The organism is Staphylococcus sp. GDY8P119P, assembly GCF_017892075.1.
Taxonomy (GTDB): Bacteria; Bacillota; Bacilli; order Staphylococcales; family Staphylococcaceae; genus Staphylococcus; species Staphylococcus ureilyticus.
This window is the reverse complement of sequence record NZ_JAESKJ010000004.1, coordinates 148,084-173,635: the sequence shown is the minus strand read 5'-3', so window position 1 is coordinate 173,635 and position 25,552 is coordinate 148,084. Positions and strand designations below refer to the sequence as shown.

At 33.8% G+C, this 25,552-nt stretch carries 20 protein-coding genes, 1 tRNA gene and 1 other annotated feature; of the genes, 16 read left to right on the top strand and 5 right to left on the bottom strand.

Annotated elements, in window-relative coordinates:
* Positions 1-13: 13 nt before the first annotated feature.
* The 4 genes from metE to KA830_RS03595 are packed head-to-tail and all read right to left on the bottom strand — an operon-like array spanning position 14 to position 6,324.
* Entirely contained in the window at positions 14-2,260 is a 2,247-nt protein-coding gene (metE, locus tag KA830_RS03610; protein WP_107520574.1) for a 5-methyltetrahydropteroyltriglutamate--homocysteine S-methyltransferase, read from the bottom strand.
* The gene (locus tag KA830_RS03605) at positions 2,254-4,095 is read right to left on the bottom strand and encodes a bifunctional homocysteine S-methyltransferase/methylenetetrahydrofolate reductase (protein ID WP_070038481.1); all 1,842 of its coding nucleotides are present in this window, start codon (positions 4,093-4,095) and stop codon (positions 2,254-2,256) included. The genes metE and KA830_RS03605 overlap by 7 nt, the downstream gene beginning before the upstream one ends.
* The gene (metC, locus tag KA830_RS03600) at positions 4,049-5,224 is read right to left on the bottom strand and encodes a cystathionine beta-lyase MetC (RefSeq protein WP_204180344.1); all 1,176 of its coding nucleotides are present in this window, start codon (positions 5,222-5,224) and stop codon (positions 4,049-4,051) included. The genes KA830_RS03605 and metC overlap by 47 nt, the downstream gene beginning before the upstream one ends.
* Positions 5,221-6,324, bottom strand: a complete 1,104-nt coding sequence (locus KA830_RS03595) for a PLP-dependent transferase (RefSeq protein WP_064209684.1) — start codon at positions 6,322-6,324, stop codon at positions 5,221-5,223. Before KA830_RS03595 ends, metC begins: the two co-directional genes overlap by 4 nt.
* Positions 6,325-6,388: 64 nt before the next feature.
* Positions 6,389-6,763 (bottom strand) — a binding site (T-box leader).
* A gap of 173 nt (positions 6,764-6,936) precedes the next feature.
* On the opposite strand from KA830_RS03595, the gene KA830_RS03590 reads away from it, so the two are divergent.
* From KA830_RS03590 to add, 16 genes are all read left to right on the top strand, one after another.
* Positions 6,937-7,770, top strand: a complete 834-nt coding sequence (locus KA830_RS03590; protein WP_064209683.1) for a ParB/RepB/Spo0J family partition protein — start codon at positions 6,937-6,939, stop codon at positions 7,768-7,770.
* A gap of 331 nt (positions 7,771-8,101) precedes the next feature.
* Positions 8,102-9,247: a globin domain-containing protein gene (locus KA830_RS03585; protein WP_204180345.1), complete on the top strand. Its 1,146-nt coding sequence runs from the start codon at positions 8,102-8,104 to the stop codon at positions 9,245-9,247.
* A gap of 405 nt (positions 9,248-9,652) precedes the next feature.
* On the top strand, positions 9,653-10,834 hold the full coding sequence (locus KA830_RS03580; RefSeq protein WP_107359937.1) for a YhgE/Pip domain-containing protein: 1,182 nt from the start codon (positions 9,653-9,655) through the stop codon (positions 10,832-10,834).
* A gap of 55 nt (positions 10,835-10,889) precedes the next feature.
* A complete protein-coding gene (locus KA830_RS03575) occupies positions 10,890-11,429 on the top strand; it encodes a PadR family transcriptional regulator (protein WP_204180346.1) in 540 nt (179 codons plus the stop codon).
* 175 nt (positions 11,430-11,604) lie between these two features.
* Positions 11,605-11,696: transfer RNA gene (locus KA830_RS03570), tRNA-OTHER, on the top strand.
* A gap of 93 nt (positions 11,697-11,789) precedes the next feature.
* On the top strand, positions 11,790-13,028 hold the full coding sequence (locus KA830_RS03565; RefSeq protein WP_064209680.1) for an aminoacyltransferase: 1,239 nt from the start codon (positions 11,790-11,792) through the stop codon (positions 13,026-13,028).
* Positions 13,029-13,761: 733 nt separating this feature from the next.
* A complete protein-coding gene (locus KA830_RS03560; protein WP_204180347.1) occupies positions 13,762-14,484 on the top strand; it encodes a phosphoadenylyl-sulfate reductase in 723 nt (240 codons plus the stop codon).
* 194 nt (positions 14,485-14,678) lie between these two features.
* The gene (locus tag KA830_RS03555; RefSeq protein ID WP_204180348.1) at positions 14,679-16,502 is read left to right on the top strand and encodes an assimilatory sulfite reductase (NADPH) flavoprotein subunit; all 1,824 of its coding nucleotides are present in this window, start codon (positions 14,679-14,681) and stop codon (positions 16,500-16,502) included.
* A 58-nt stretch (positions 16,503-16,560) separates the two neighbouring features.
* A complete protein-coding gene (locus KA830_RS03550) occupies positions 16,561-18,228 on the top strand; it encodes an NADPH-dependent assimilatory sulfite reductase hemoprotein subunit (RefSeq protein ID WP_226861048.1) in 1,668 nt (555 codons plus the stop codon).
* 23 nt (positions 18,229-18,251) lie between these two features.
* Positions 18,252-19,022: a uroporphyrinogen-III C-methyltransferase gene (gene cobA, locus KA830_RS03545; protein WP_064209678.1), complete on the top strand. Its 771-nt coding sequence runs from the start codon at positions 18,252-18,254 to the stop codon at positions 19,020-19,022.
* 19 nt (positions 19,023-19,041) lie between these two features.
* Positions 19,042-19,776, top strand: coding sequence for a sirohydrochlorin chelatase (locus KA830_RS03540; RefSeq protein WP_046207123.1), 735 nt, complete (start codon positions 19,042-19,044; stop codon positions 19,774-19,776).
* 44 nt (positions 19,777-19,820) lie between these two features.
* A complete protein-coding gene (locus KA830_RS03535) occupies positions 19,821-20,432 on the top strand; it encodes an NAD(P)-binding protein (protein WP_070038454.1) in 612 nt (203 codons plus the stop codon).
* 23 nt (positions 20,433-20,455) lie between these two features.
* Entirely contained in the window at positions 20,456-21,361 is a 906-nt protein-coding gene (locus KA830_RS03530; protein ID WP_046207121.1) for a sulfite exporter TauE/SafE family protein, read from the top strand.
* Positions 21,362-21,382: 21 nt separating this feature from the next.
* Positions 21,383-22,564 (top strand): sulfate adenylyltransferase, encoded by a 1,182-nt coding sequence (gene sat, locus KA830_RS03525; RefSeq protein ID WP_204180349.1) that lies wholly within the window; start codon positions 21,383-21,385, stop codon positions 22,562-22,564.
* Positions 22,565-22,583: 19 nt separating this feature from the next.
* Positions 22,584-23,192, top strand: coding sequence for an adenylyl-sulfate kinase (cysC, locus tag KA830_RS03520; RefSeq protein ID WP_070038448.1), 609 nt, complete (start codon positions 22,584-22,586; stop codon positions 23,190-23,192).
* A 492-nt stretch (positions 23,193-23,684) separates the two neighbouring features.
* Entirely contained in the window at positions 23,685-24,662 is a 978-nt protein-coding gene (add, locus tag KA830_RS03515) for an adenosine deaminase (protein ID WP_204180350.1), read from the top strand.
* Between the two features lie 22 nt (positions 24,663-24,684).
* Here the strand turns inward: add and KA830_RS03510 are convergent, their stop codons facing one another.
* A complete protein-coding gene (locus tag KA830_RS03510) occupies positions 24,685-25,545 on the bottom strand; it encodes a LysR family transcriptional regulator (RefSeq protein ID WP_204180351.1) in 861 nt (286 codons plus the stop codon).
* Between the last annotated feature and the right edge of the window lie 7 nt (positions 25,546-25,552).

Below are 25,552 nucleotides of genomic sequence, written 5' to 3'. Positions count from 1 at the left end.
TCGTCATTAATGATTAAACTGTTGCAGGGTTTGTTGATTTACGTAATTTGTCTACTGAATTTACAAGCACAGTCAATGATTCTCTCACTTCATCTTCTTTACGTGTTTTTAAACCACAATCTGGATTAACCCAGAATAAAGAACGATCAATTTCTTGTAGCGCTCGGTTAATTGCTTCTGTGATTTCTGCTTCAGTAGGGATACGTGGACTGTGGATATCATATACCCCTAATCCAATACCTAAGTCATAAGTAATATCTTCAAAATCTTTAATTAAGTCGCCATGGCTACGAGATGTTTCTATTGAAATAACATCTGCATCTAAATCATAAATAGCATGAATGATTTGGCCAAATTGAGAATAGCACATATGTGTATGAATTTGCGTTTCATCGGCAACAGATGATGTAGCTAATTTAAATGAGTGCACAGCTTTATTAAGGTAATCTTCATGATATTCTGAACGTAATGGCAAACCTTCTCTCAATGCAGGTTCATCAACTTGAATAATTTGGATACCAGCTTTTTCTAAAGCTAAAACTTCTTCATTAATCGCTAATGCAATTTGGTCTTGTACGGTTTCGCGTGGCAAGTCTACACGTTCAAATGACCAATTCAAGATAGTCACTGGACCTGTAAGCATACCTTTTACTGGTTTATCCGTTAAACTTTGTGCATAAAGTGTCTCTTTAACTGTTAAAGGCTCTGTCCATTTTACATCACCATAAATGATAGGTGGTTTTACCGCACGTGAACCGTATGATTGTACCCATCCATACTTCGTCACTAAGAAGCCTTGTAATTTTTCGCCGAAGAACTCTACCATATCATTTCGTTCAAATTCACCATGGACTAAGACATCTAATCCGATATCTTCTTGGATTTTAATCCAGCGCGCAATTTCATTTTTTAAGAATGTTTTATAATCTTCATCTGTAATTCGATTATTTTTCCAATCTGCACGGAATTTTCTTACTTCTTGCGATTGTGGGAATGATCCAATCGTTGTCGTTGGTAAATCAGGTAAGTTGAGACGTGCATCTTGTGCTTTTTTACGCACTTTAAAAGGTGACTGACGTGTAGTACGCACACTGTCGAAATCATACTCTAGATTTTTAAATGATTGATTTTGGAAGCGCTCATAACGTGCTTTCAATTCATCAAATTTCTGACTGTCATTGTCATTAAATAATCGTCTTAAAGCATCCAATTCATCTAATTTTTCAGTGGCAAAACTCAAACCTTCTGCGATGGATTCGTCTAATGTTTCATCATCTAATGATACTGGTACATGTAACAATGAAGAAGATGGTTGAATAACAAGGTTATTTGTAGCACTTTGTAGTGTGTCGATTAATGATTTTTTAGCTTCAATGTCTGCTGCCCACACATTACGACCATCTATAATACCTGCATAAAGTGTTTTGTTTTTGTCTAGTTCGCCATTTTTAATTTGTTTTAAGTTATAGCCGTTATCATGTACAAAATCTAAACCTAATCCTTTTACAGGTAAGCTGTTGAGGAATTTTAAGTTGACACGTTCAAAATAAGTTTGAATCACAAGGTGATTACTTACGCCTGCTTCGTCAAAATAGTTATAAGCAGTACGTGTAATATCTTCAAATGATGCACTATCATCTTCCACAAGTACAGGTTCATCGATTTGAATGTATTCCGCGCCTGCATCTACTAAAGACTGTAAAACTTCTTTATATAAAGGCAATAATGTATTTACTTTTTCTTCAAATGATTGCGAACCGCCTTTAGAAAGTTTTACGAATGTTATGGGACCCACGATTACTGGGTGCGCATTCACATTAATGGATTGTGCATATTTGAAGCGCTCTAATAATACATTGTCATTTAATTTTGGCTCTACGTTGTCCCATTCAGGTACAATATAGTGATAATTTGTGTTGAACCATTTGATTAATGCGCTTGCAACATGTTCTTTATTACCTCTAGCAATGTCGAATAATAAATCGTTGTCTAATGCTCTGCCTTGGAAACGTTCTGGAATAATATTGAATAATAATGATGTATCAAGAATATGGTCATAAAGAGAGAAATCTCCGACAGGGACACTCGTTAGATTATAGTTCTTTTGTAGTAATAAATTCTCTTTATGCAAGTCTGTTAATTGTTGATTTAATGTAGGGGCATCTATTTTATTAGCCCAGTAACTTTCTATTGCTTTTTTCCACTCTCTTTTTCTGCCTAATCTTGGGAAACCTAAATTTGATGTTTGAATTGTCATAATATTGCCTCCTGTTTACTTGAAGTAATTGATTGTGAATATGATGCGAGTGCTAAAGTGTAATCGACTTTCTGGAACGGTGTAATTAAATATAAGCCGTTAAAATATTTATGGACGGTATCTATAAGTTCCTTAGAAAGTTTAAGGCTTAATGCTTTCGTTTTTTCTTTATCGTCTTTAACAGCTTCAAATTGTTCTAAAATGTCTTCGGATAGTTTAATTCCAGGCACTTCGTTGTGTAAAAATAGTGCGTTATTATAGCTAGTGACTGGCATAATGCCAATAAAGAATGGTACGTCTAAATGTTTGGTTGCTTCATATATTTCTTCGATTTTTTCGGTGCTATAGACTGGCTGTGTGATAAAGTAGTGTGTGCCACTCTCTATCTTTTTCTCAGCACGTTTGACTGACCCTTCGAGTTTTCGAACATTTGGATCAAAAGCACCTGCGATGTTGAAGTTCGTTTTCGTCTTCAGCGCATCACCATCTGTGTTAATACCTTCGTTAAAGCGTAATGCAATTTCTGTTAATCCTTTGGAGTTCACATCGTAAACATTAGTTGCGCCGGGTAAATGACCAATTTTTGATGGATCCCCTGTAATGGCTAGTATTTCATTTACATTCAGTAAGGATAGGCCTAATAAATGTGATTGTAGTCCAATGAGGTTACGATCGCGACACGTGATGTGAACGAGCGGTTCAATATTATATTGTTGTTTGATGATACTTGCTGCTGCGACATTACTGATACGCACAGTAGCTAAAGAGTTATCTGCTAAGGTCACCGCATCAATATGAGCATCATCAAGTTTTTTGATATTTCTGAAAAATGTTTCTGTATCTAAGTGTTTTGGCGTATCCAATTCTACTATAATAGTGGGACGTGCTTTGACTTTCGTTGTTAAGTTTTGTTGTTGTACATTGTTATGTGAAGGACTATTATATTTTTTAATAGGTATTACATTTTTACTGGATACCGGTTTGAGATTGGCTACAGAGGACTTAATGTATTGAATATGTTCTGGTGTAGTCCCGCAACAACCCCCGATAATCCTAACGCCTTCTTTGATCAACTGCTCTGCCACTTTACCGAAGTATTCGGCATTGTCACTATATTTAAATCGACTATTTTCAATATCTAATAAACTTGCATTGGGATAGCAAGATAAATAGGCATTGTCAGGTAATTCAATATGTGAAAATGATTGTTGCATGTGGTGAGGACCATGGTGACAATTGAGTCCAACGATATCAGCACCACTGTCGACAACGCGTTGTAAAGCTGTATTAATTTCCGTACCATCTCTCAAGTAATTTGTGTTTAATGCTGTTAATTGAGCAATAATAGGAATATGATGTTTGCGTTTTGTAGCTGTAATAATGTTGGTCAGCTCTTCTAAATCATAATAGGTTTCGAAAAGTAAACCGTCGACGCCTTCTTCAACTAAAGTATCTACTTGGATCTCGGTATGATATTGAATGGTTTCTAAACCTAAATCTTCCTGTTTCACACCTCTGAATCCACCTACAGTACCTAATATAAATGTTTCATCATTAGCTGCTCTTTTGGCAATTTGTACTGCGGCTTTGTGTATTTCTTTAACCTTGTGTTCTAAACCAAATACTTTTAATTTTTCAAAATTTGCACCATAAGTATTGGTCTGAATAATATCTGCACCAGATTCAATGTAGGAGCGATGAATCCGTTCTATTTTGTCAGGATGGGTTAAATTATATGCTTCTGGACAAGTATCTAAACCATCAGAATATAGAATGGTTCCCATTGCACCATCAGCGACTAAAATGTTCTGTTTCAGTTTGTTGATGAGTTGACTCATTGAAGGCCTCCTTCAGTGCGTAGTTTAAATCAGCAATTAATTCGTCAGCATTTTCTAAGCCTACACTTAATCTAAATAATCCAAATGTAATATTGCGTGCTTCACGAACTTCTTTTGGTACAGCAGCATGAGACATAGTAGCAGGGTGGGATAAAATCGTCTCAACGCCACCTAAACTGACAGATACAAGTGGTAGCGTTAGCGCATCTACAAAAGCTTGCGCTTTTGATTCATCTTTAAGTCTTAAGCCTAAAACAGCACCACCATGTTTTGCTTGAGATAAATGTAACTTGTCATTTCCTGGGTAATAGACTTCTGCAATTTCTTCGCGCTGCGTTAAGAAATCATAAACTTTTTGTGCATTCTCAACAGATTGATTGAAACGTACAGACAACGTTTTTAAATGCTGTGCTAACGTCCAGCAATCATGTGCAGACAATGCAGTTCCTGTACCGTTTTGCAATAGATAAAGTGCGTCTGCTACTGTTTTATTATTTGTGATAGCAGCGCCAGCAATGATATCACTATGACCACCCAAGAATTTTGTAGCACTATGTACGACGATATCTGCACCTAAAGCTAAAGGTGACTGACCAAGTGGTGTCATAAATGTATTGTCAACAGCGAGTAATAGTTCGTGTTGTTGTGTGATACGAGAGACGCCTTTAATATCAGTGATTTTAAATAATGGATTAGATGGTGTTTCAATATAAACCAGTTTTGTATTTGATTGAATCGCTTCTTCAATTTCTTGTAACTGTGTTGTGTCTACCGTGGTAAATTGAATATTAAAGCGTGTCAAAATTTGTTCTGTTAATCTAAAAGTACCACCATAGACATCATCTGGGAGAATGACATGATCACCTGCATTTAATGTGAGTAGTACAGCTGAAATGGCTGCAATACCTGATGCATAAGCAAATGCGTAATCGCCCCCTTCAAGTGCTGCTAATTTTTCTTCTAACAAAGCACGATTAGGGTTGCCACTTCGCGCATAATCATATTTGGCGTCACCACCTAAAACTTTTTGATGAAATGTCGAAGATGCATATAATGGTGGATTAGCTGAATCGTAATCAACACCTCTTTGTGCATCAAATATTACTTCTGTTTCTTTAGATAAACTCATATAATCACACTTTCTTTAGATTTTTCTAATGCTTGTATAATGTCTTGTTCAATGTCTGCGTAATCTTCAACGCCGATGGATAATCTCAGTAAATGTTCATCAATGCCTCGCTTTTCTTTTTCTTCGTCTGGCATGTCAACGTGTGTTTGTGTATAAGGAAATGTGATAAAAGTTTCTGTTCCACCTAAGCTTTCTGCAAAAATACATACTTTTAAGTTTTCTAAAAATTTATCGGCTTTATAATTTTTATTTAAGCGTAGACTCATCATTCCCGTTCGACCGCAATATAAGACCTGGTCAATGCCTGTTAAGTTACAACATCGTTTGGCTAATAATTGAGCATTATATTCTGAACGGTCCATTCTTAAATGTAATGTTTTTAAACCACGTTGTAGTAAGTAGCTATCAAAAGGTGATAAAGTTGCACCAATCATGTTATGAAATTCACCTAATTTTTCAGCTAAATTTTCATCTTTAACCGTCACGACACCAGCAAGTACATCATTATGTCCACCTATGTATTTCGTAGCAGAATGTAGTACAATATCTGCACCATCTTCAAGTGGTGTTGAGAGATATGGTGTTAAAAAAGTGTTGTCTATAATCGTTAATAAGTGATGCTTTTTGCTTAAAATATAATATGGATCAACGTCTACTTCTTGCATTTGTGGATTTGAAATCGTTTCTATAAATAGCGCTTTAGTATTTTCTGTAATGCTTTCTTTAACAGTTTCATAGTTTAAGAAATCAACATATTTGAAATGTACACCGTATTGTTGCTCATAAAAATCAAATAGTCTAAATGTGCCACCATAAAGGTCGAATGAAACGAGTATTTCATCGCCAGCTTTAAATAAATTACATATTAATTGTATGGCTGCCATGCCACTTGCAGTAGCAAATGAAGCAGTACCACGTTCTAACTTAGCAAATGATTCTTCAAAAGCTGAACGTGTTGGGTTTTTAGTTCTTGTATAATCAAAACCCGTCGATGTTCCTAAATGAGGGTGCTGATATGCTGTTGATAAATAAATTGGATTTGCAATCGCTCCTGTTGCATCTTGTGTCAGTGCGATTTGTGATAACTCAGTATTTTTCATAATACAGATAACCTCCTTTAAAAATAAAAAAAGCTTCCGTCCTTTAAACCCGAATCAATCGGATGTAAAGGACGAAAGCTTAGCTCGCGGTACCACCTTTGTTTGTTACTTTATCACTAAAGTAACCTTATCCAGTACGCCAAATTGCATTCATTACTTGTACTGAACGTGCGCTACCGTAATATGATCAAATAAAAAAACTCACTGCCACTGAAAGTGAAATGAGTATTAACGACATATACAACGCTTGGAATAATCCAGTACGCCATTAAGCAAAATGTTAATACTGTATCGCTATAACGGGCGATCCCGTTGACACCTCATATTGGCATCAACACTCAAAGGCCATTTTCAAACTTTCTTTCTGTGTCTCCTTTCAGCAAGTGAAGACTCTCTGTGTCAGCAGTGTAAGTTCTACTTTCCTTATTACTGTGTGTTGCTATTTCAAATTTGTTATCACTTAGATTACACATTAAAATAACTTTTGTCAATAACTTATCTGAAAATTTTGATTTAAGCGATAATTTAAAATGATATTTTTCATTGCTGTAGTGATGATATACTATGTTTAACTAAAAAGGTCATTTTTATTTAAGAAAGTAGGTGTAAACAATGAATGATGCTATAGATGAACGACTCAAAGTAGATCACAATGCGCACGTAAAAGAAATAGCACTCAATAGCATTAAACCTAATCCTTATCAACCTAGGAAATCATTTGATCAAGAACGTTTGGAAGATTTGGCTGAGTCGATAAAACTACATGGTATTTTACAGCCTATCGTGTTACGAAAAACAATATCTGGTTATAACATTGTAGTAGGTGAGCGACGTTTTCGAGCATCAAAACTAGCAGGCTCAACGACAATACCCGCCATCGTTAAAGTGCTATCTGATGAAGATATGATGGAACTCGCTGTGATTGAAAATCTACAACGCGAAGATTTAAATGCGATTGAGGAAGCAGAAAGTTATCGTAAATTAATGGATGAGTTAGCGCTAACACAGCAAGAAGTGGCACAGCGATTAAGTAAATCTAGACCATATATTGCCAACATGTTGCGTTTACTACAATTGCCTAAGGACATTACTCAAATGGTCAAAGATAACAAACTATCAGGCGCACATGGACGCACGCTATTAGCGATAAAAGATAAGCAAAAGATGAAAAGCATAGCTAAGCAAGCCTACCGGGAGTCTTGGAGTGTACGTACATTAGAACAATATGTAAATGAAAACACTGAAAATAAAAAATCTATTAAAGATAAGTCGCATACAACTAAAAAACCTAAGTTTATACAACAACAAGAGCGACAGCTAAAAGAACAATATGGTTCAGCTGTAACGATATCTAACAAAAATAAAAAAGGTTACATCACTTTTGAATTTAAATCTGAAACTGAGTTCAGAAGATTAATACACCAATTGAACGAGAAATATAATTAAAACAAGAAATTTTACCCATCGTTTGAATTAAGTAATAATAATAAATAACAAACCTAAAACCACATGCGAACTGATATACCACCAGGTGCATGTGGTTTTTAAGTTTGCAAAAATGAATTATCAATATAATATATTTTATTTTAGATTATATAGTGAATAAAAATGAGCGATATTTTTCAATATATTATCTTTTTTAAAAATCATTAATCAAAAAATAGTTACAAATTAATGAATATCGAATGTGAAATTTATGTGAAATTAAACACATTTGCTTGTAAGCAAAATAATGTAGTTCAATAATGGAAGTGAAGGAATGACTAGGAGGGGTTTTATGTTAAATCACGAAGAAATAAAAACAATAAGAGAAACGATACCATTATTGAAAGATAAAGGACAGACAATAACATCAACTTTCTATAAAAGATTATTCGAACAACATCCTGAATTGAAGAATATGTTTAACCAGACCAATCAAAAAAGAGGATTACAATCTTCTGCATTAGCGATGGCAGTATTAGCGGCGGCAGAAAATATAGATGACTTATCACCAATTGTTCCCGCAATTATGCCTGTGGTTTACAAACATTGTGCTTTACAAGTAAAAGCTGAGCATTATCCAATCGTTGGTGAAAATTTGATTTGGGCAATTCAACAAGTGACTGGCTTAAAAGAAGAAGATCCTATTATCCAAACTTGGATTAAAGCATATGGTGAAATTGCTGATGCATTTATTGGTTTAGAAAAAGAAGTTTACAGTAAAATGGCTTGGGATGGCTTTAAACCATTTACTGTAACCAATATCACTGATGAAACCGAAATCATTAAATCTTTCACAGTAACATCAGACGACATTGATTTAAGTCAATTTGTACCTGGACAATATATTACAGTAGATATATCTAGTGATAAGTTGCCTTACAGAGCTAAAAGACATTATTCCATTGTAGATGGTGACAAAGATTTCTTAACATTCGGTGTACGTAGAGACGTTACGGAAGAACATGAAGGTGAAGTATCTACAGTACTACATGATGAAGTCAAAGTGGGAGATACTCTATTTTTATCTGCGCCAGTTGGTGGATTTGGATTGGCAAACAAAGATCATAAACAATTATTCATAGGCTCTGGTGTAGGCGTGACACCTCTTGTTTCAATGTATAAAGAAGCGGTTGATGCTGATTTAACTTCAACATTCCTTCAATCAACATCAGATGCTCAAAACGTAGCATTCGAAGAAAATTTAGAAGCAATCACAGCACAATCTTCAGTAGCACAATTTGATAAACATTTCCGTAATCAAGACGGATTTATAGACGCTGAACAATTAAAACAATACCTTGATGGTGAAACAGAAGTTTATGTATGTGGTGGTAATTCATTCTTAAAAGCTATGATTCAAGAATTACAAAAATTAGAAGTGCCAATGGACCAAATTCACTACGAAACATTCATTCCAAGATTGAGTTTTTCAGTATAGTGTAACGCGTTTTACACATTTTATATAAATTAAAAAATAAATCATAAAATAGATAGCTCATTTTATTTATCTGGAGACTTTTCATATTTTTTAAATAATAACCTCGACTAATAGTTTAGTCGGGGGTTTTTTATTTTATGTTGCGCAAATATTTTTCAAATATATTAAAAATACAAAGACATGCTGCCAATTAAGTAAAATTTCCCAATTCATAAAACCATATGAGCATAAATTGTATGTATAAAAACAGTCATTAAGTTGCCGCCTTATAACGCTTTGTAAAAATAATGAAAATTTTAGGTTTATATTATTGACCTATTTAATTCAAGAGAGTAGTATAAACAAAGTACTTTGTTAAAAGTACTTTTATAAAACTATATATGCGTGTTAGAAAGGATAATTAAGATGAAATTTAGTGATTTTTTAAAATCAAAAGGGGCAATTGGCGCAATATTTATGGGGATTTTTTATGGATTAGTGATGTTGGCCATCTTTTTACCTGGTTACAAAGCGATGCCAGGTAATATTGATAAATTACCTATTGCAATCGTTAACGATGACAACGGAGATTATGGTAACCAAATATCAAAACAATTGAACAACAGTTTACCGTTCGATCATATAAAAAAAGATATTTCTAATTCGAAAGCAAATAATCAGTTGGAGCATAATGAATTGAATCTTGTAATTCATATACCTCGAGATTTTTCAAGTAATTTAAAATCTGAAAAGGGTACACCAGGGCTAGATTTTAAAGTAAATGATGCTTCTCCAACAATGATTAGTCAATCTATGGATTCAATTGGAAGTGAAATTAATAGTCAGCTTAGCAAGCAATTTTCTAATCAAACAACTGAAGGTGTATTAAAACAAGCAAAAATACCTGATGAACAAATGGACGGTTTAATTAAGCAAATCAACGCTTCTTATTCTGGTAACATTAATCATATAAATAAAATGCCATCAAGCATGAATTTTAAAATGTTACCTATGTTTTTAACTTTAGCTGGATATGTAGGCGCAATGATTGGAGCGATGCAATTAGTTAGTGCATTTAAAGAAAACAGACACAGAGCTAGTAAAACCAAGTTGTTTATCTATGTGCAACTAACAGCTCTAATCATTGGATTAGCTTCTTCTGTCATTTCTTTAGGTATTGCTTATTTAGTCAATGATTTAGAAGCTGATAAATTCTTAAGTATTTTTGGTCAATTAGTATTGAATTATTGGGTTTCCTTTAACTTTACAGCAATCGTCGTATTCTTAATAGGACAGGCAGGTATGATTTTAAATATTCCTATTTTACTCATACAAACAATTGCTAATGGGGCAACAATGAGTCGTGATATGATGCCTACAGTTTATAACTGGATGAGTCATATTTCCCCAATGTATTATTCAGTTCAGGGTCACTTTGCAAACATTTTTGGAAGCATACCACAAACACCTTATATTTTATCTATGGCAGCTGTAGGTGTCGTTGCTATGTTCGTTAATATTGTTATCGTTACGTTTCTTTATAAAAAAGAATCCGATATCGTTTTTGAGAATTATAAAAATACTAACGAAACGCTTGCAAACTATTAACACCTTCTTTAGTTCTGTTAAAATAAAGGTATTAAGAAAAAAGGAGCCTTTAATAATGTCTATCCAAATATTTATATTAGGGAAATTAATGGAAAAAAACAGTTACCCTTATTTATTAAAAAAACAGCTATCAGAACCTATACCTTTTGATAAAATGAGCGGACTAACAGAAAGTAAGCTTTATTATAATTTTGAAGCATTATCCAAAAAAGGCCTTGTAGAAATAGTGGAGACAATTAAAGAAGAAAATCGTCCAGATAAACAAGTATTTCAAATTACTGAAAAAGGTAAACAAACTTTGCCTAAATTGATATATAAGTTATTCGAGAACGCTAAAGAAATTAATGAAATGTATGTTGGTATTGCTTATCTCAAATTTGTAGATAAGCAAAAAGTAATTAATATCTTAGAAAGCAAAGTTCAAGATTATAAACAAATGTTGATACAATCAAAAGAGATAAAGTATAAGATTCAGGTAACTACTGAAAATGAAGGGTTATTAAATTTTATGTCGGATCATTTTAACACTAAAACAAATAATACAATTCATTTTTTAGAAAAACTGATAACACTTGTTGAAAATGATAATGTATGATATTAAAGATGGAACAAGTAACGTAAGAGGCGTTACTTGTTCTTTTTTACGTTGTTTTGAAAAGATTGCACTTTATATATATATCTACAATGAGAAAAAATGTTTAATATGTTTTGGACAATACTTTTAATTATTATAAAGAAGTAGTACAATATAATTAAAGAAATAAAATTTTGGAGGGATACCCAAGTCTGGCTTAAGGGAAATTAATAGTTAATATTAATTAGAAGCATCTTGCTTGCGTTGGTTCGAATCCTTCTCCCTCCGTTAAATCTTTTACCAAGCCTTTCAAGAGCTTGGCTTTTTTTATGATATATATTGTTCAATGCATTATAAATTTAAATAGAAAGTAGGTTTACAATGTATTTCACTCACTTAAACATTGATGAATTTGAAAACTTTATTCATAACCATGCGGCGCATTATACACAAAGTGCTAACCATTTTCGTTACAGAAACCAACATAAAAATGATGTGCATATTGTAGGTGTTAAAGATAATGAAGACAACGTCATAGCAGCATGCCTTTTAACAGAAGCACGTTCCTTCAAATTTTTTAAATATTTTTATACACATCGTGGTCCTGTTTTAGACTTTTCTGATTATCAGTTAGTAAGATTTTTCTATAAAAGTTTAACGAAGTATTTGAAAAAGCATCGATGCTTATATGTTTTAACCGATCCATACATATTAGAAAATATAAGAAATGCGCAAGGCGAAATATTAGAAAGCTATAACAATAAACCACTTATCAAGACTATGGAAGATATAGGTTATAAACATCAAGGATATACGGTAGGATATTCTCAAATAAGTCAAATTCGTTGGTTATCAGTTTTGGATTTAAAAGATAAAACAGAAGATGACTTACTTAAAGAAATGGATTACCAAACGCGTAGAAATATTAAGAAAACATACGAAATGGACGTGCGCGTACGTACACTGGCTATTGAGGAGACAAGTAGATTTTTTAAATTATTTAAAATGGCTGAAGAAAAACATGGATTTAAGTTTAGAGATCAGCAATATTTTGAAGAAATGCAAAATATTTATCATGATAATAGCATGTTAAAATTAGCATATATCGATTTGTCAGAATTATTAGTAAAGCAAAATAAGCAATTAGAAAAGTTGAATAAGGACTTAGAAAATACGAAAGAAAGCTTAGAAAACAATCCTAACTCGAAAAAAAGTAAAAATAAATATGATCAAGGCTTACAACAAATAAAAGCACAAAAAAGAAAAATAACTGAAACAGAAGCATTAATCAAAACTGATGGCACTATATTGGATTTAGCAGCAGCGCTTTATATTTACAACGACTATGAAGTTTATTATCTTTCAAGCGGCTCTAACCCTAAATACAATACATATATGGGTGCCTATAGATTGCAATGGGAAATGATCAAGTTTGCGAAGGCGCATAATATCCAGCGTTATAACTTTTATGGCATAACTGGAGATTTCAGTGAAAATGCTGAAGATGCTGGTGTACAAAAGTTCAAAGCAGGTTTTAATGCACATGTAGAAGAGTACATTGGAGATTTTATTAAACCAATCAGACCTTTGCTTTATAAAATATATGACTTAATCAAATAGAGTATGTTTTGTTTGCCCGCGTTTAGTTTTATTTATATTTACAAAAAGAAATGAGTGAGACGCTGGGACATAAAGTTCTTGGACAAGTGAAAAAAGGGCAATTTCTATTGAAACAATATAGAAATTGCCTTTTTCTATATTATTTTAGTTATGGTTATCTCATTGATTCACTACTTGAGTTGATATAGGGCTTATTTTTAAAAATAATTTAATGTAAAATTACATATAAATATATTGTATTTTTGGTGAGACGCTGGAGGTATCAGAACAGGCTGAAGACTACAGATTAAATCTGTGCCCTAAGCAAACGAACCAACAATATGCCACAAGTATTGAATAACAAAGAGGCACGCAGATGTATAAATTAAATCATCTGTGTGCTATTTTTCTAGGATTTATGTTTCGGACTGTTTTAAAATACAATCAAGAATAAAAAAAGCAAAAAATTTCAGAAAAATTTGAAAAGGTTATAGCAAAGGCGATAATCCAATATAACAAGGTTGTTATAAAAATAAATTAAATTAAAAATCAGAAGTGCTAAAAACACTATAGCTATGCACTTTGTTTACAAATTTAATAAAAAATATACCTAATTCGTGTGTTCAAATATACACTTGACATAAAAATTTACAATGAGTAAAGTGTAAATCATAATTATTTTCAAATTATTCTAAATTAAAAATAACTCTAATTATAATATATTTATGAATGTTATGAGGGGGCGAATAAATTAATGTTTGAACCAAAAGTTACATATGCGCATTTTAACGCAAACGTCTTTGAGTCAATTGATATTGATGATGAAACAAAAGGTGCGCGTGAAATCGTCGCTTGGGCTTATCAAACCTATGGTGATTCAGTTATTTATGCTTGCAGTTTTGGTGCGGAAGGCATGATATTAATTGATTTGATTTATAGTGTTAAGAAAGATGCCCAAATTGTATTTTTAGACACAGGTCTTCACTTTCAAGAAACATACGATCTAATTGATCGTGTTCAAAAACGTTATCCAGAACTACGAATTAAACTTAAGAAACCTGAATTAACTTTGGAAGAACAAGCATCACAATATAATTCTGCACTTTGGAAAAATAATCCAAACCAATGTTGTTATATTAGAAAAATCAAACCATTGGAAGATGTTTTGTCTGGTGCTACTGCTTGGATTTCTGGATTACGTAGAGCACAATCGCCCAGTCGTGAAAATACTCAGTTTATAAATAAAGACGAACGCTTTCAGTCAGTAAAAATATGTCCGTTGATACATTGGACATGGGAAGATGTTTGGCAATATATTAAAAAATATGAATTGCATTATAACGAATTACACGATTTTAACTATCCAAGTATAGGGTGTATACCATGTACTACAGCTGTTGAAGGCTCAGGAGATTCAAGAGCAGGCAGATGGACAAATTCAAATAAAACAGAATGCGGTCTTCATACTACAGATTAAACATCTTTATAGTTAAAAAATTTTTTTGCTATTAATCCTTAGTATTCCAATCGGATAGATATAACTAAAGATTGGTCATCAAATCAATCTTATAGTGATAGTTACTTTTACCCGTGAAAAGTTATGGAATCAACTGTTGAGTGATTTTAGATAAATGATTGTTAAATAAAAAATTAAAATGAGGTGAAATGGTTGTGAACTTATCTGTAATAAATAGTCCATTTGATGAAAATCAAGCTACACAACTAAACCAAATTATTCAAAATCTTACGATTGAGCAGCAAGTTTGGTTAAGCGGTTATTTAACTGCAAATTTACAGAGTGTTACTACAAAACAAGAAACACCATCGGAAGTAGCTCAGTTTGTATTGAATAAAGAATCTACTTCAAATAGTGAGAGACATATCACTGTTTTATATGGTTCAGAAACTGGTAATGCACAAGGTTTAGCTGAAAAATTAGCTGATCGTCTTGTCGAACTTAATTTCAATGTGAAATTGAGTGCAATGGGTGATTACAAAACTAAGGATTTAAAAAAAGTAGAAGATTTATTTATTATTTCTTCTACTCATGGGGAAGGAAACCCACCCGATAATGCCATTAGCTTTCATGAATTTTTACATGGAAGAAAAGCGCCTCAATTGGAAGGTGTACGCTATTCAGTTTTATCACTCGGGGACGCGTCGTATGAGTTCTTCTGTCAAACAGGTAAAGACTTTGATGCACGTCTAGAAGATTTAGGTGCTTCTCGCTTGGTGGATAGACAAGATTGTGACTTGGATTTTGATGATACGGCTGAATCCTGGATGGATCACATTATCGAACAGTTAAGTGATGCTTCATTGAGCGAGGAAAAAGTGACAACAACGAACACTGTGCCATTGACAAATGACAAAAGGTATTCAAAAACACAACCATATGAAGCTGAAATATTAGAAAATATTAACTTGAATGGTAGAGGTTCTAATAAAGAGGTTAGACATATTGAATTACAATTTGAAGATTATGGTGAAGACTACGAGCCAGGTGATTGCTTGGTAGTGATTCCGGAAAATGATGAAAAACTGGTAGAAACGTTACTGAATCAATTAGATTGGGATGCTCAAACAGAAGTACCAATCAATGACAAAGGTGATGTACTTACAGTAAAAGAGGCACTACAGCACCATTTTGAAATCACTAAATTAACAAAGCCGTTATTACAAAAAGCAGCTGAGCTGTTTGGAAATAAAACATTGGCAGAAAATGTTATAGATCAAAATTGGATTAAATCTTATGTATATGGTCGAGATTTAATTGACTTAATTCAAGACTTTAGACCTGAAAAACTCGAGCCTGAAGTGTTGTACCAATTTTTAAGAAAACTGCCTCCTAGAGAATATTCTATAGCAAGCAGTTATGAAGCAAATCCTGATGAAGTTCATATCACCGTGGGCGCTGTAAGGTATCAAGCGCATCAACGTGAACGTCAAGGTGTTTGTTCAATTCAATTAGCTGAACGTATGGAACCTGGTACATCTATATCTGTCTATCTAAAGAAAAATCCGAATTTTAAATTTCCATTCGATGAAGCTACACCTGTCATTATGATTGGACCCGGCACAGGTGTCGCGCCTTTTAGATCTTATTTACAAGCACGTGAAGAATTAGATTTATCAGGACAAACATGGTTATTCTTTGGTGAACAGCATTTTACAACAGACTTTTTATATCAAACAGAGTGGCAAGATTGGCTTAAAGAAGGCGTTCTTAGTAAGTTGGACTTGGCATTTTCAAGGGATACAGAAGAAAAAATTTATGTTCAACACAAAATTGAAGAACAAAGTAAAACTTTTTATGAATGGTTGAAAAACGGTGCAGCATTATATGTATGTGGTGACGAACAAAATATGGCTAAAGATGTACACAAAGCGATACATCAGGTTTTAGTTAAAGAAGGTAATATGTCAGATGAAGAAGCTGAGACTTATTTGACACAGATGAAACAAGACAAACGATATCAAAGAGACGTTTATTAAAAAAGGAGTTGATCACGTGACAGAATCAAATTTAAATTTTTCTCAAAAACTTGATGAGATGGAACGTATCAAAGCTAATAGTAATTACCTTCGCGGCACAATTGTCGAAGGATTAGCAGATAGAATTACAGGTGCGATTTCAGAAGAAGATACTAAATTATTAAAGTTTCATGGAAGTTATATGCAAGATGATAGAGATCTTCGCGACGAACGCCGTAGACAAAAATTAGAGCCTGCATACAGTTTCATGATAAGAGTGCGTGCGCCAGGTGGTGCTTCGACTCCAGAACAATGGATTGCGATGGATGATATTGCGAACCAATATGCAAATCAAACGATTAAATTAACAACAAGACAAGCGTTTCAATTCCATGGGGTTTTGAAAAGAAACTTAAAGCAAACAATGTTTGATATCAATCAATCTTTATTAGACACGTTAGCAGCATGTGGCGATGTTAATAGAAATGTAATGTGTAACCCTAACCCCTATCAATCTGATGTGCATGCGGAAATTAATCAGATTGCAAGTGATATTAGCCGTCATCTTTCACCTAAAACACAAGCTTATCACGAAATTTGGTTAGACGGAGAAAAAGTGTTAGATACAAGTGATCAAGAACCAGAGCCACTGTATGGTAAAACCTATTTACCACGTAAATTTAAAATTGGTATTGCAGTCCCCCCTTCTAATGATATCGATGTATTTTCTCAAGATATTGGGTTAATTTCGATTATTGAAGATGGTGAATTAGTTGGATTTAATCTTACGGTTGGTGGCGGCATGGGAATGAAACATGGAAATACTGCGACATATCCACAAGTTGGACGTTTGATTGGCTATTTTCCAAAATCACAGGTCATCGATGTTTGTGAAAAAATCCTGACAATTCAGAGAGACCATGGAAATCGTGAAGAGAGAACAAATGCACGTTTTAAATATACGGTGGATCGTAAAGGCGTAACATGGATTACGGATGAGCTCAATCGTCGGTTAGGTTGGGAACTAGAGCCTAAGCGTGCATTTCACTTTGAAGATAATGGTGATCGATATGGTTGGACTGAAGGCAGTGGCAAACATCATTTCACATTATTTATTCAAAATGGCCGTGTTAAAGATACAGAAGAATATCAATTGAAAACAGCGTTAAGAGCGATTGCTGAAGTGCATACTGGAGATTTTAGACTTTCGCCTAACCAAAATTTAGTAATTGCGAATGTTGAAACACAGAAAAAGCCAGAAATTGAAGCGCTGATAAAGCGATATGGTTTAACAGATGGCGAACATTATACGGGATTGCGGAAAAATTCTATGGCTTGTGTCGCTTTTCCTACTTGTGGTTTAGCAATGGCAGAATCTGAACGGTACCTACCTTCGCTAATAACGAAAATAGAAAGTCTGTTAGATGAAGCAGGCTTAAACGAAGAAGAAATAACCATTAGAATGACGGGATGTCCTAACGGTTGTGCACGTCCAGCATTAGCTGAAATTGCATTTATTGGAAAAGCACCAGGTAAGTACAATATGTACCTAGGTGGCGGTTTCGCTGGTGATCGTTTAAATAAGTTGTATAAAGAAAATATTGATGAAGCGGAAATATTAGAAAGTTTAAGGCCTATTTTATTGCAATATGCACAAGAAAGAACTGTTGGTGAACGTTTTGGTGATTTTGTCGTCAGGGCAGGTATTGTTGAAGCAGTTACAGACGGTCAATTATTCCACAGTTAATCAATTAAGAAAGTGGTGTTAGGATGGGAAAAGTATTTTTAGTAGGTGCGGGCCCTGGTGATCCGGATTTAATTACAGTTAAAGGTAAAAAAGCGATTGAAACGGCTGACATTATTTTATACGACCGTTTAGTTAACCCTGAGTTATTAGATTATGCATCTATAACTGCTAAGTTAATATATTGTGGTAAAAATCCTAACCATAAATCAGTGTCGCAAGTAGATACTAACCAATTACTTGTCGATTTAGCACTAGAAGGACACACGATTACACGTTTGAAAGGTGGAGACCCATTCGTGTATGGCAGAGGTGGCGAGGAAGCAGAAGTATTAGCCACAAATGATATATCATTTGAAATCGTACCAGGTATTACTGCAGGTATCGCAGCACCTGCATACGCAGGTATCCCTGTAACGCATCGAGACTATAGCTCTTCAGTTGCATTTGTTACGGGTGTTATCAATAAAGAAATTGACAAGGATGAATACTGGAGACATCTAGCTTTAGGGCCGGAAACGTTATGTATCTATATGGGAGTTAAAAAGCTGCCAGAAATTGTTGAGTTATTAACTAAAAATGGACGTAATAAAAATACGCCAGTAGCACTTGTACATATGGGTACATCTAAATTACAAAAAACCGTTGTAGGCACATTAGAAACCATTGTCCACGGTGCAAAAGAGATTGAAAATCCAGCTATGATTATTGTGGGTGAAGTCGTGAAATTACGTAACCGAATCAGTTGGTTTGAAGAAACATATAAAAATGAATTATTAACACAACTCACATCATAGTTGTTGGAGGGGTTATGATATGCAAGGCGTTTTATATGTCAGTCATGGTAGTCGTGTAGCAGAAGCAGTCGAAGAAGCAACGTCATTGATTGCGCGTGTACAAACAAAAATTAATATTCCTTTACAAGAAACATGTTTTTTAGAACTTGTAGACCCGGATATATCTGAAGGTTTTAGGAAATTAGTGCACCAAGGTGCAACAGAAATTTCAGTGGTACCTGTATTGCTACTTAGCGCAGGACATTACTACAAAGATATACCTGAAGAAATTGAACGTATGAAAGCACAATTTCCCAATGTGAAAATTAATTATGGTAAACCTTTAGGCGTACAAAAACGATTAACGGAAGTGCTTAAACAACGTTTAGAAGAACGTAAAATCACACCTAATGCTGACGCTAAATTATTAGTTATTGGTAGAGGAAGTTATAATCCGCAAACAAAGCAAGATTTTTCGGTAATAAAGTCACAATTATCAGAAATGTTCCCCTCTAAAAGTATAGAAGTGTGCTATTTAGCAGCTTGTGAACCGTTATTTGAAGATGCACTGGACCGATTAGTAAATGAAGGTCATTCGCAAATATTTATTTTACCGTATATCTGGTTTACAGGTATTTTAGACCAACACATCGCTAATGTTGTGAGTGCTTACCAATTTAAAAGTGACATTATTTTAGCAGCGCATCTGAGTCATCATGAGACATTACAAATTGCATTAAAAGAACGTGTGGAAGAGACATTTGATACAGTTTAGTCATTTTATCAAAGTTGAAAGTACCTTATCTGAGGAGTGACATTATGTCTTACATCCCTTTAATGGTTGATATTTCGCAAAAACAAATCGTTGTTATAGGTGGCGGAAAAATAGCAGAAAGACGTATCAATCTTTTAAAAACATATACAAAACTAATTCAAATTATTAGCCCCACGCTCACTAATAACTTAAAACAATTAGTTGATAAACAAGAGATTCAGTGGCGGAATAAAATATTTGAAAGCAGTGATGTGCAAGATGCAGATTTAATTATTGCTGCGACGAATGATACAAATGTAAACCAGTCTATATTACAAGCAAAGCCAGACAAGGCATTAATTAATATGGCAGGTCAAGCGTTAGCAGGTGATGTATTGATACCAAGTATATTGCGACGTGGTAAGTTAACGATCAGCGTTTCAACACAAGGTGCCAGTCCTAAGCTGGCCAGTCAAATTTTAGCTGAGTTACAACAACATTTTAATAGCGCATATGGTGATTATGTAGATTTCCTATATGAATGTAGACAGCAAGTTAAACGTAGCTCACTTTCATCGGAGGAAAAAGAACGGTTTTTGAAGCAAATTTTAAATGATAAATATTTAAAAATAAGTAAGCAAAATGAAGTTAGAAAGTGGTTATCAGCGCTGAAGTAAATTGAAAGGAAAGGGGACATCATATGTATAAGTTATTTGTTTTTGCACTGGCTGGTTTTCTCGCTCAATTAATTGACGGTTCATTAGGCATGGGATTTGGCGCATCATCTTCTTCAATATTATTGACATTTGGTGTAGCACCGGCAATAGTCTCAGCTACAATACATTTTTCAGAAATTGCTACTACAGCAGCGTCAGGAACGTCGCATTGGAAATTTGAAAACGTACATAAACCTACTATGATTAAATTAGCGATTCCTGGAGCGATAACAGCTTTTATTGGTGCTGCTATATTAAGTCATATACACAGTGACTTTATTAAACCATTTATCGCTGTATTTCTATTATCAATGGGACTCTATATTTTATACCAATTTTTATTTACTAAAGAAAAACCATTATCAAAAACGAATGAACAAACATCCCGCTTTGTATTAATACCACAAGGCGCCGTGGCAGGATTTTTAGATTCAATTGGTGGTGGAGGCTGGGGACCGGTTAATACGCCATTAATACTTGCTCAAAAGAAATTGGAACCTAGGTATGCGATTGGTACAGTATCGGCAAGTGAGTTTTTCGTGACAGTATCTGCGTCGCTAAGCTTTATTATTTTTCTTGGTTGGAGTCAAATTAATTGGTGGCTTGTCGTGTCATTAAGTGTCGGTGGTATGATTGCTGCACCGTTTGCAGCATGGTTAGTCAGACTGTTACCGATGAATATATTAGCTGTGTGTGTGAGTGGATTGATTATTTTCACAAATACAAATTCACTGATTAGTGTTGTTGAAATCAATCACGCTTTATCAATCGCAATAAAAATTGCATTGATTGTGATTTGGTTCGGATTAATTTTATATGCTTTATACCAAAATAATAAATTACCGTTTGCTACTTTTAAAGATGAAACCAATGTAAATAAATTAGATTAATTCATTAAGGAGTGTGACAACATGTCATTAATAAACGAAAAAGAACAATCTACCATTCAACCTCATGGTGGTGCACTTATCAATAGGGAGGTCTACGGCGCAGAGCGAGAACAATTGCTTAAAGAAGTTGAAACACTCGCATCTATCACTTTAAATCCGTGGAGTTTATCAGACTTGGAATTAATTGCAATAGGTGGCTTCAGTCCACTGACAGGCTTTATGAATAAAAACGATTATACCAACGTGGTAGAACACTTACATTTAGATAATGGTTTGGTTTGGAGCATTCCGATTACATTACCTGTGACAACAGCGCAATCTCAAAATTTGAATATTGGCTCTCGTGTGGCTTTGTATGGGGAAGATGGTGTTTTATATGGTGTGATTGACTTAGAAGAAAAGTACACGTATGACAAACAAAAAGAAGCGCAACTTGTATATGGAACGACGGATGTTGATCATCCTGGTGTCAAAAAGGTCTATGAAAAAGGGGACGTCTATCTCGCAGGCCCAATTTATTTATTAAATAGACCTAAACACGACGAATTTGTAGATTATCATTTGGATCCTAAAGAAACAAGACAACTCTTTACAGACTTAGGATGGCAAACAGTAGTAGGTTTTCAAACTAGAAACCCAGTACATCGCGCACATGAGTATATTCAAAAGGCTGCTCTAGAAGCAGTAGATGGCTTGTTGTTGAATCCTTTAGTAGGTGAAACAAAATCTGATGATATTCCAGCATCAGTACGTATGGAAAGCTATCAGGTTATATTGGAAAATTATTACCCGGAAAATAAAACGCGTTTAGTTATTTATCCTGCCGCAATGAGATATGCAGGGCCTAGAGAAGCGATATTACATGCTACAGTACGTAAAAACTATGGATGTACACACTTTATTGTAGGGCGTGACCATGCAGGCGTAGGTGATTATTATGGCACGTATGAAGCGCAAGAACTGATTGCTAAATACGAAGCAGAATTGGGTATACAAATATTAAAATTTGAACATGCCTTTTATTGTAAAATATGTGAAAACATGGCTACAGCAAAAACGTGCCCACATGATGCTTCAGCACATTTACATTTAAGTGGTACGAAAGTTCGTGAAAAATTGAAAAATGGAGAAACGTTACCGAAAGAATTTTCAAGACCTGAAGTGGCTCAAGTTCTTATAAATGGATTGAAAGAACAGAAATAAAAGGAGTGTAGATGTAGTAATGGGAGAATCTAAAAATATAACATGGCACGCATCAGAGGTTACCAAAGATGAAAGGTTACAGCGTAATCAACATAAGAGTGCAGTCATTTGGTTTACAGGACTTTCAGGCTCAGGAAAATCAACGATATCCGTAGAACTCGAAAAAGCACTATTTAACCATCAAATCCATACATATCGTTTGGATGGAGATAATGTTAGACATGGATTGAATCGGAATCTAGGATTTTCACCTGAAGATCGTAAGGAAAACATACGGCGTATAGGGGAAGTTAGTAAATTGATGGTAGATGCAGGTTTGATAACAGTTACTGCTTTTATTTCTCCTTATAAATCAGATAGAGAAGCGGTGCGCCAATTATTAGATACAGATGATTTTATAGAAATTTATACGCAATGTAGTCTATCAGAATGTGAAAATAGAGACCCTAAAGGTTTATATAAAAAAGTAAGAAATGGTGAAATTGCAGAATTTACTGGCGTAAATGCGCCATATGAAGCGCCTACACAACCAGAGATTGTATTAGATACAGAAACCCTCTCTGTTGAAGCATCAGTATCTAAAATTATGGATTATTTACAACAACATCAGTATATCGATAGCATTTAACTTTAATAATAAAAAACTGAAGGGGCAATCGAATGGAGATATTAAATATCATTGCCATAATATTATTTATTATATTTATTTTAGTAATGTTGAGTGGATTGTTACTTGTGCGTTTAGGTCAAAATAGAAAACACTTTCTTATAGAATTAAAAATAATGATCTCAATTATGGTAGTATCCTTTATTGGCATAGGTATATCAATGATAATACTAGGTCATTATAACCAATTATAAATTATGAATGCATTGATAAACAGGGTTATGAAATCAAATCACGAGTTTGGTTTCACCCTGTTTTTAAATGTTAATGCGCGTATCAACTTTTAAAAAGGCTTACTATAAGGTGTTTTGTAGGTAAGTAAACAGTATTGAATCATACTCATATATTTTATAGAAATGTGAAAATTAAAGTGTTATATTAAATAAATCAAATTTATCTGATTAGCATTTTAAAAGTAATGAACACAATATAAAGGTAGGGAAGTTTACTAAAATGAATCAAAGTATAAAGGAGATTCCTAAAATAGAATTACATTGTCATTTAGATGGTTCAGTCAGCAAACATTTAATTCGACAATTGGCTCAAGAACAAGGCGTACATCTAAACGAGGATCGTCTCACGGTGCAAGAGGATTGTGAAAGTTTAGCGTCGTATTTGAAGTGTTTTGATGAAGTATTAAAAGTATTGCAAACAGCAGATAGTCTTAAGCGTGCAATTGTAGATGTTGCGCAACAAGCTTATGAGGATAATGTTAAATATATAGAAATTCGCTTTGCACCATTGTTGCATATGGAACAGGGGATGACCCTTTTAGATGTACTAAAAGCAGTAGAAGCGGGCATTAATATTGTACAAGATACATTACATATGAAAGTGAATTTACTGATTTGCGCAATGAGGCAACATGCAGCGTCTGTGAATAAACAATTATTTGATGATGTGTCTGTATATAACAGTGAAAAAATATGTGGTATTGATTTTGCGGGTCCTGAAGTAGGATTTCCACCACATGAAATACAAGATACCATTCAATATGGGTTAGAAAAAGGTATGAATTTAACACTCCATGCAGGTGAGTGTGGATGTATACATAATGTTTTAGAGTCAATCAAAATAGGTGCTAAACGTATCGGTCATGGTGTTGCTGCTAATTTAGATGAAGCAATATTAAATGAAGTTAAAGCGAAGGATGTATTATTAGAAATATGTCCTAAAAGTAATTTGCAAACTAAAGCTATAGAGACGTTGTCACAAATCAATATTCCCTACTTATTAAAAAATGATATACCTTTTATTATCAATACAGACAATCGTATGGTGACACAAACTTCATTAAATGAAGAATATACGTTGCTATTAAAACATCAGTTAATCAATAAAAAGCAGATTAAATATATTAATAAGCGTGCCGTTCAATATGCCTTTTTAACTGAAGCAGAAAAAAGGCAAGTGCTTCAGTCAATGTCATAACGCGTATACACTACTGTTTATTTTAGTATTGATATGCAAAAGATTTGATAGTTTGAATAAAATGAGTCATAGCAAGACTTAAATGATAATTTCTATTCCAAATAAAGTCTGTCGAGATATTACTATATTTGTCTGGCAATTCATAGCTATATAATGAGCCGTTTTCCAAATCATTTTGTACCGAGGATTTCGGAACTAAACTAATGCCGATACCTGATTTTACACTACCGATAATTGTTTCCATAGTGCCGAATTCTATAAGTGTTGGTTTTTTAGTATTTTCGGATTTTAACCAGGCTTCAAGATTTCTTCTATAATTACAGCCATTTTTAAATACCAAAAATACTGCGGATGTTATGTCTTCTAATTGGGTCATCTCTGTACTGGAGATTAATACAAGTTTTTCCTTAAATAACTCCACTTTATTTATATGATGATGATGTTTGAAACCAGTGACAAATCCACAATCTAAGTTTTGATTGACTATTTTTTTAGAAATATTGGCAGTAACATCGGTATGTAGTGAAAGAGAAACGTGTGGCGAATTTTTCCGAAACATAGATAATAACATCGGTAATTTAGTAATAGTTTCGACAATCCCAATATCAATTTTGCCACTAGATGTTTCTTGTTTATCAAAATCATGTTCTATTTCATTTAATGTGGCTAAAATTTTTTCAACATATATTTGGAATTTTTCACCATCTTTCGTCAAAGTTGTACCTTTATTATGACGTGAAAAAAGTTGTGTGTTGAGTTCTTGTTCTAGTTGTTTTATGCGAAATGTAACATGAGATTGAACATAATTTAGTGATTTAGCAGCCTTACTGATACTTTGATGTTGACTAACGCTTTGAAAAATTTTAAAGTCTTTGATTTCCATAATATCA

Coding starts and splice junctions, on each gene's coding strand:
- KA830_RS03595 (WP_064209684.1), bottom strand. CDS start 6,324: ATGAAAAATACTGAGTTATCACAAATCGCACTGACACAAGATGCAACA.
- KA830_RS03565 (WP_064209680.1), top strand. CDS start 11,790: ATGTATTTCACTCACTTAAACATTGATGAATTTGAAAACTTTATTCAT.
- KA830_RS03605 (WP_070038481.1), bottom strand. CDS start 4,095: ATGAGTCAACTCATCAACAAACTGAAACAGAACATTTTAGTCGCTGAT.
- KA830_RS03510 (WP_204180351.1), bottom strand. CDS start 25,545: ATGGAAATCAAAGACTTTAAAATTTTTCAAAGCGTTAGTCAACATCAA.
- KA830_RS03580 (WP_107359937.1), top strand. CDS start 9,653: ATGAAATTTAGTGATTTTTTAAAATCAAAAGGGGCAATTGGCGCAATA.
- cysC (WP_070038448.1), top strand. CDS start 22,584: ATGGGAGAATCTAAAAATATAACATGGCACGCATCAGAGGTTACCAAA.
- KA830_RS03560 (WP_204180347.1), top strand. CDS start 13,762: ATGTTTGAACCAAAAGTTACATATGCGCATTTTAACGCAAACGTCTTT.
- sat (WP_204180349.1), top strand. CDS start 21,383: ATGTCATTAATAAACGAAAAAGAACAATCTACCATTCAACCTCATGGT.
- cobA (WP_064209678.1), top strand. CDS start 18,252: ATGGGAAAAGTATTTTTAGTAGGTGCGGGCCCTGGTGATCCGGATTTA.
- KA830_RS03550 (WP_226861048.1), top strand. CDS start 16,561: ATGGAACGTATCAAAGCTAATAGTAATTACCTTCGCGGCACAATTGTC.
- KA830_RS03540 (WP_046207123.1), top strand. CDS start 19,042: ATGCAAGGCGTTTTATATGTCAGTCATGGTAGTCGTGTAGCAGAAGCA.
- metC (WP_204180344.1), bottom strand. CDS start 5,224: ATGAGTTTATCTAAAGAAACAGAAGTAATATTTGATGCACAAAGAGGT.
- KA830_RS03535 (WP_070038454.1), top strand. CDS start 19,821: ATGTCTTACATCCCTTTAATGGTTGATATTTCGCAAAAACAAATCGTT.
- KA830_RS03575 (WP_204180346.1), top strand. CDS start 10,890: ATGTCTATCCAAATATTTATATTAGGGAAATTAATGGAAAAAAACAGT.
- KA830_RS03530 (WP_046207121.1), top strand. CDS start 20,456: ATGTATAAGTTATTTGTTTTTGCACTGGCTGGTTTTCTCGCTCAATTA.
- KA830_RS03585 (WP_204180345.1), top strand. CDS start 8,102: ATGTTAAATCACGAAGAAATAAAAACAATAAGAGAAACGATACCATTA.
- KA830_RS03590 (WP_064209683.1), top strand. CDS start 6,937: ATGAATGATGCTATAGATGAACGACTCAAAGTAGATCACAATGCGCAC.
- add (WP_204180350.1), top strand. CDS start 23,685: ATGAATCAAAGTATAAAGGAGATTCCTAAAATAGAATTACATTGTCAT.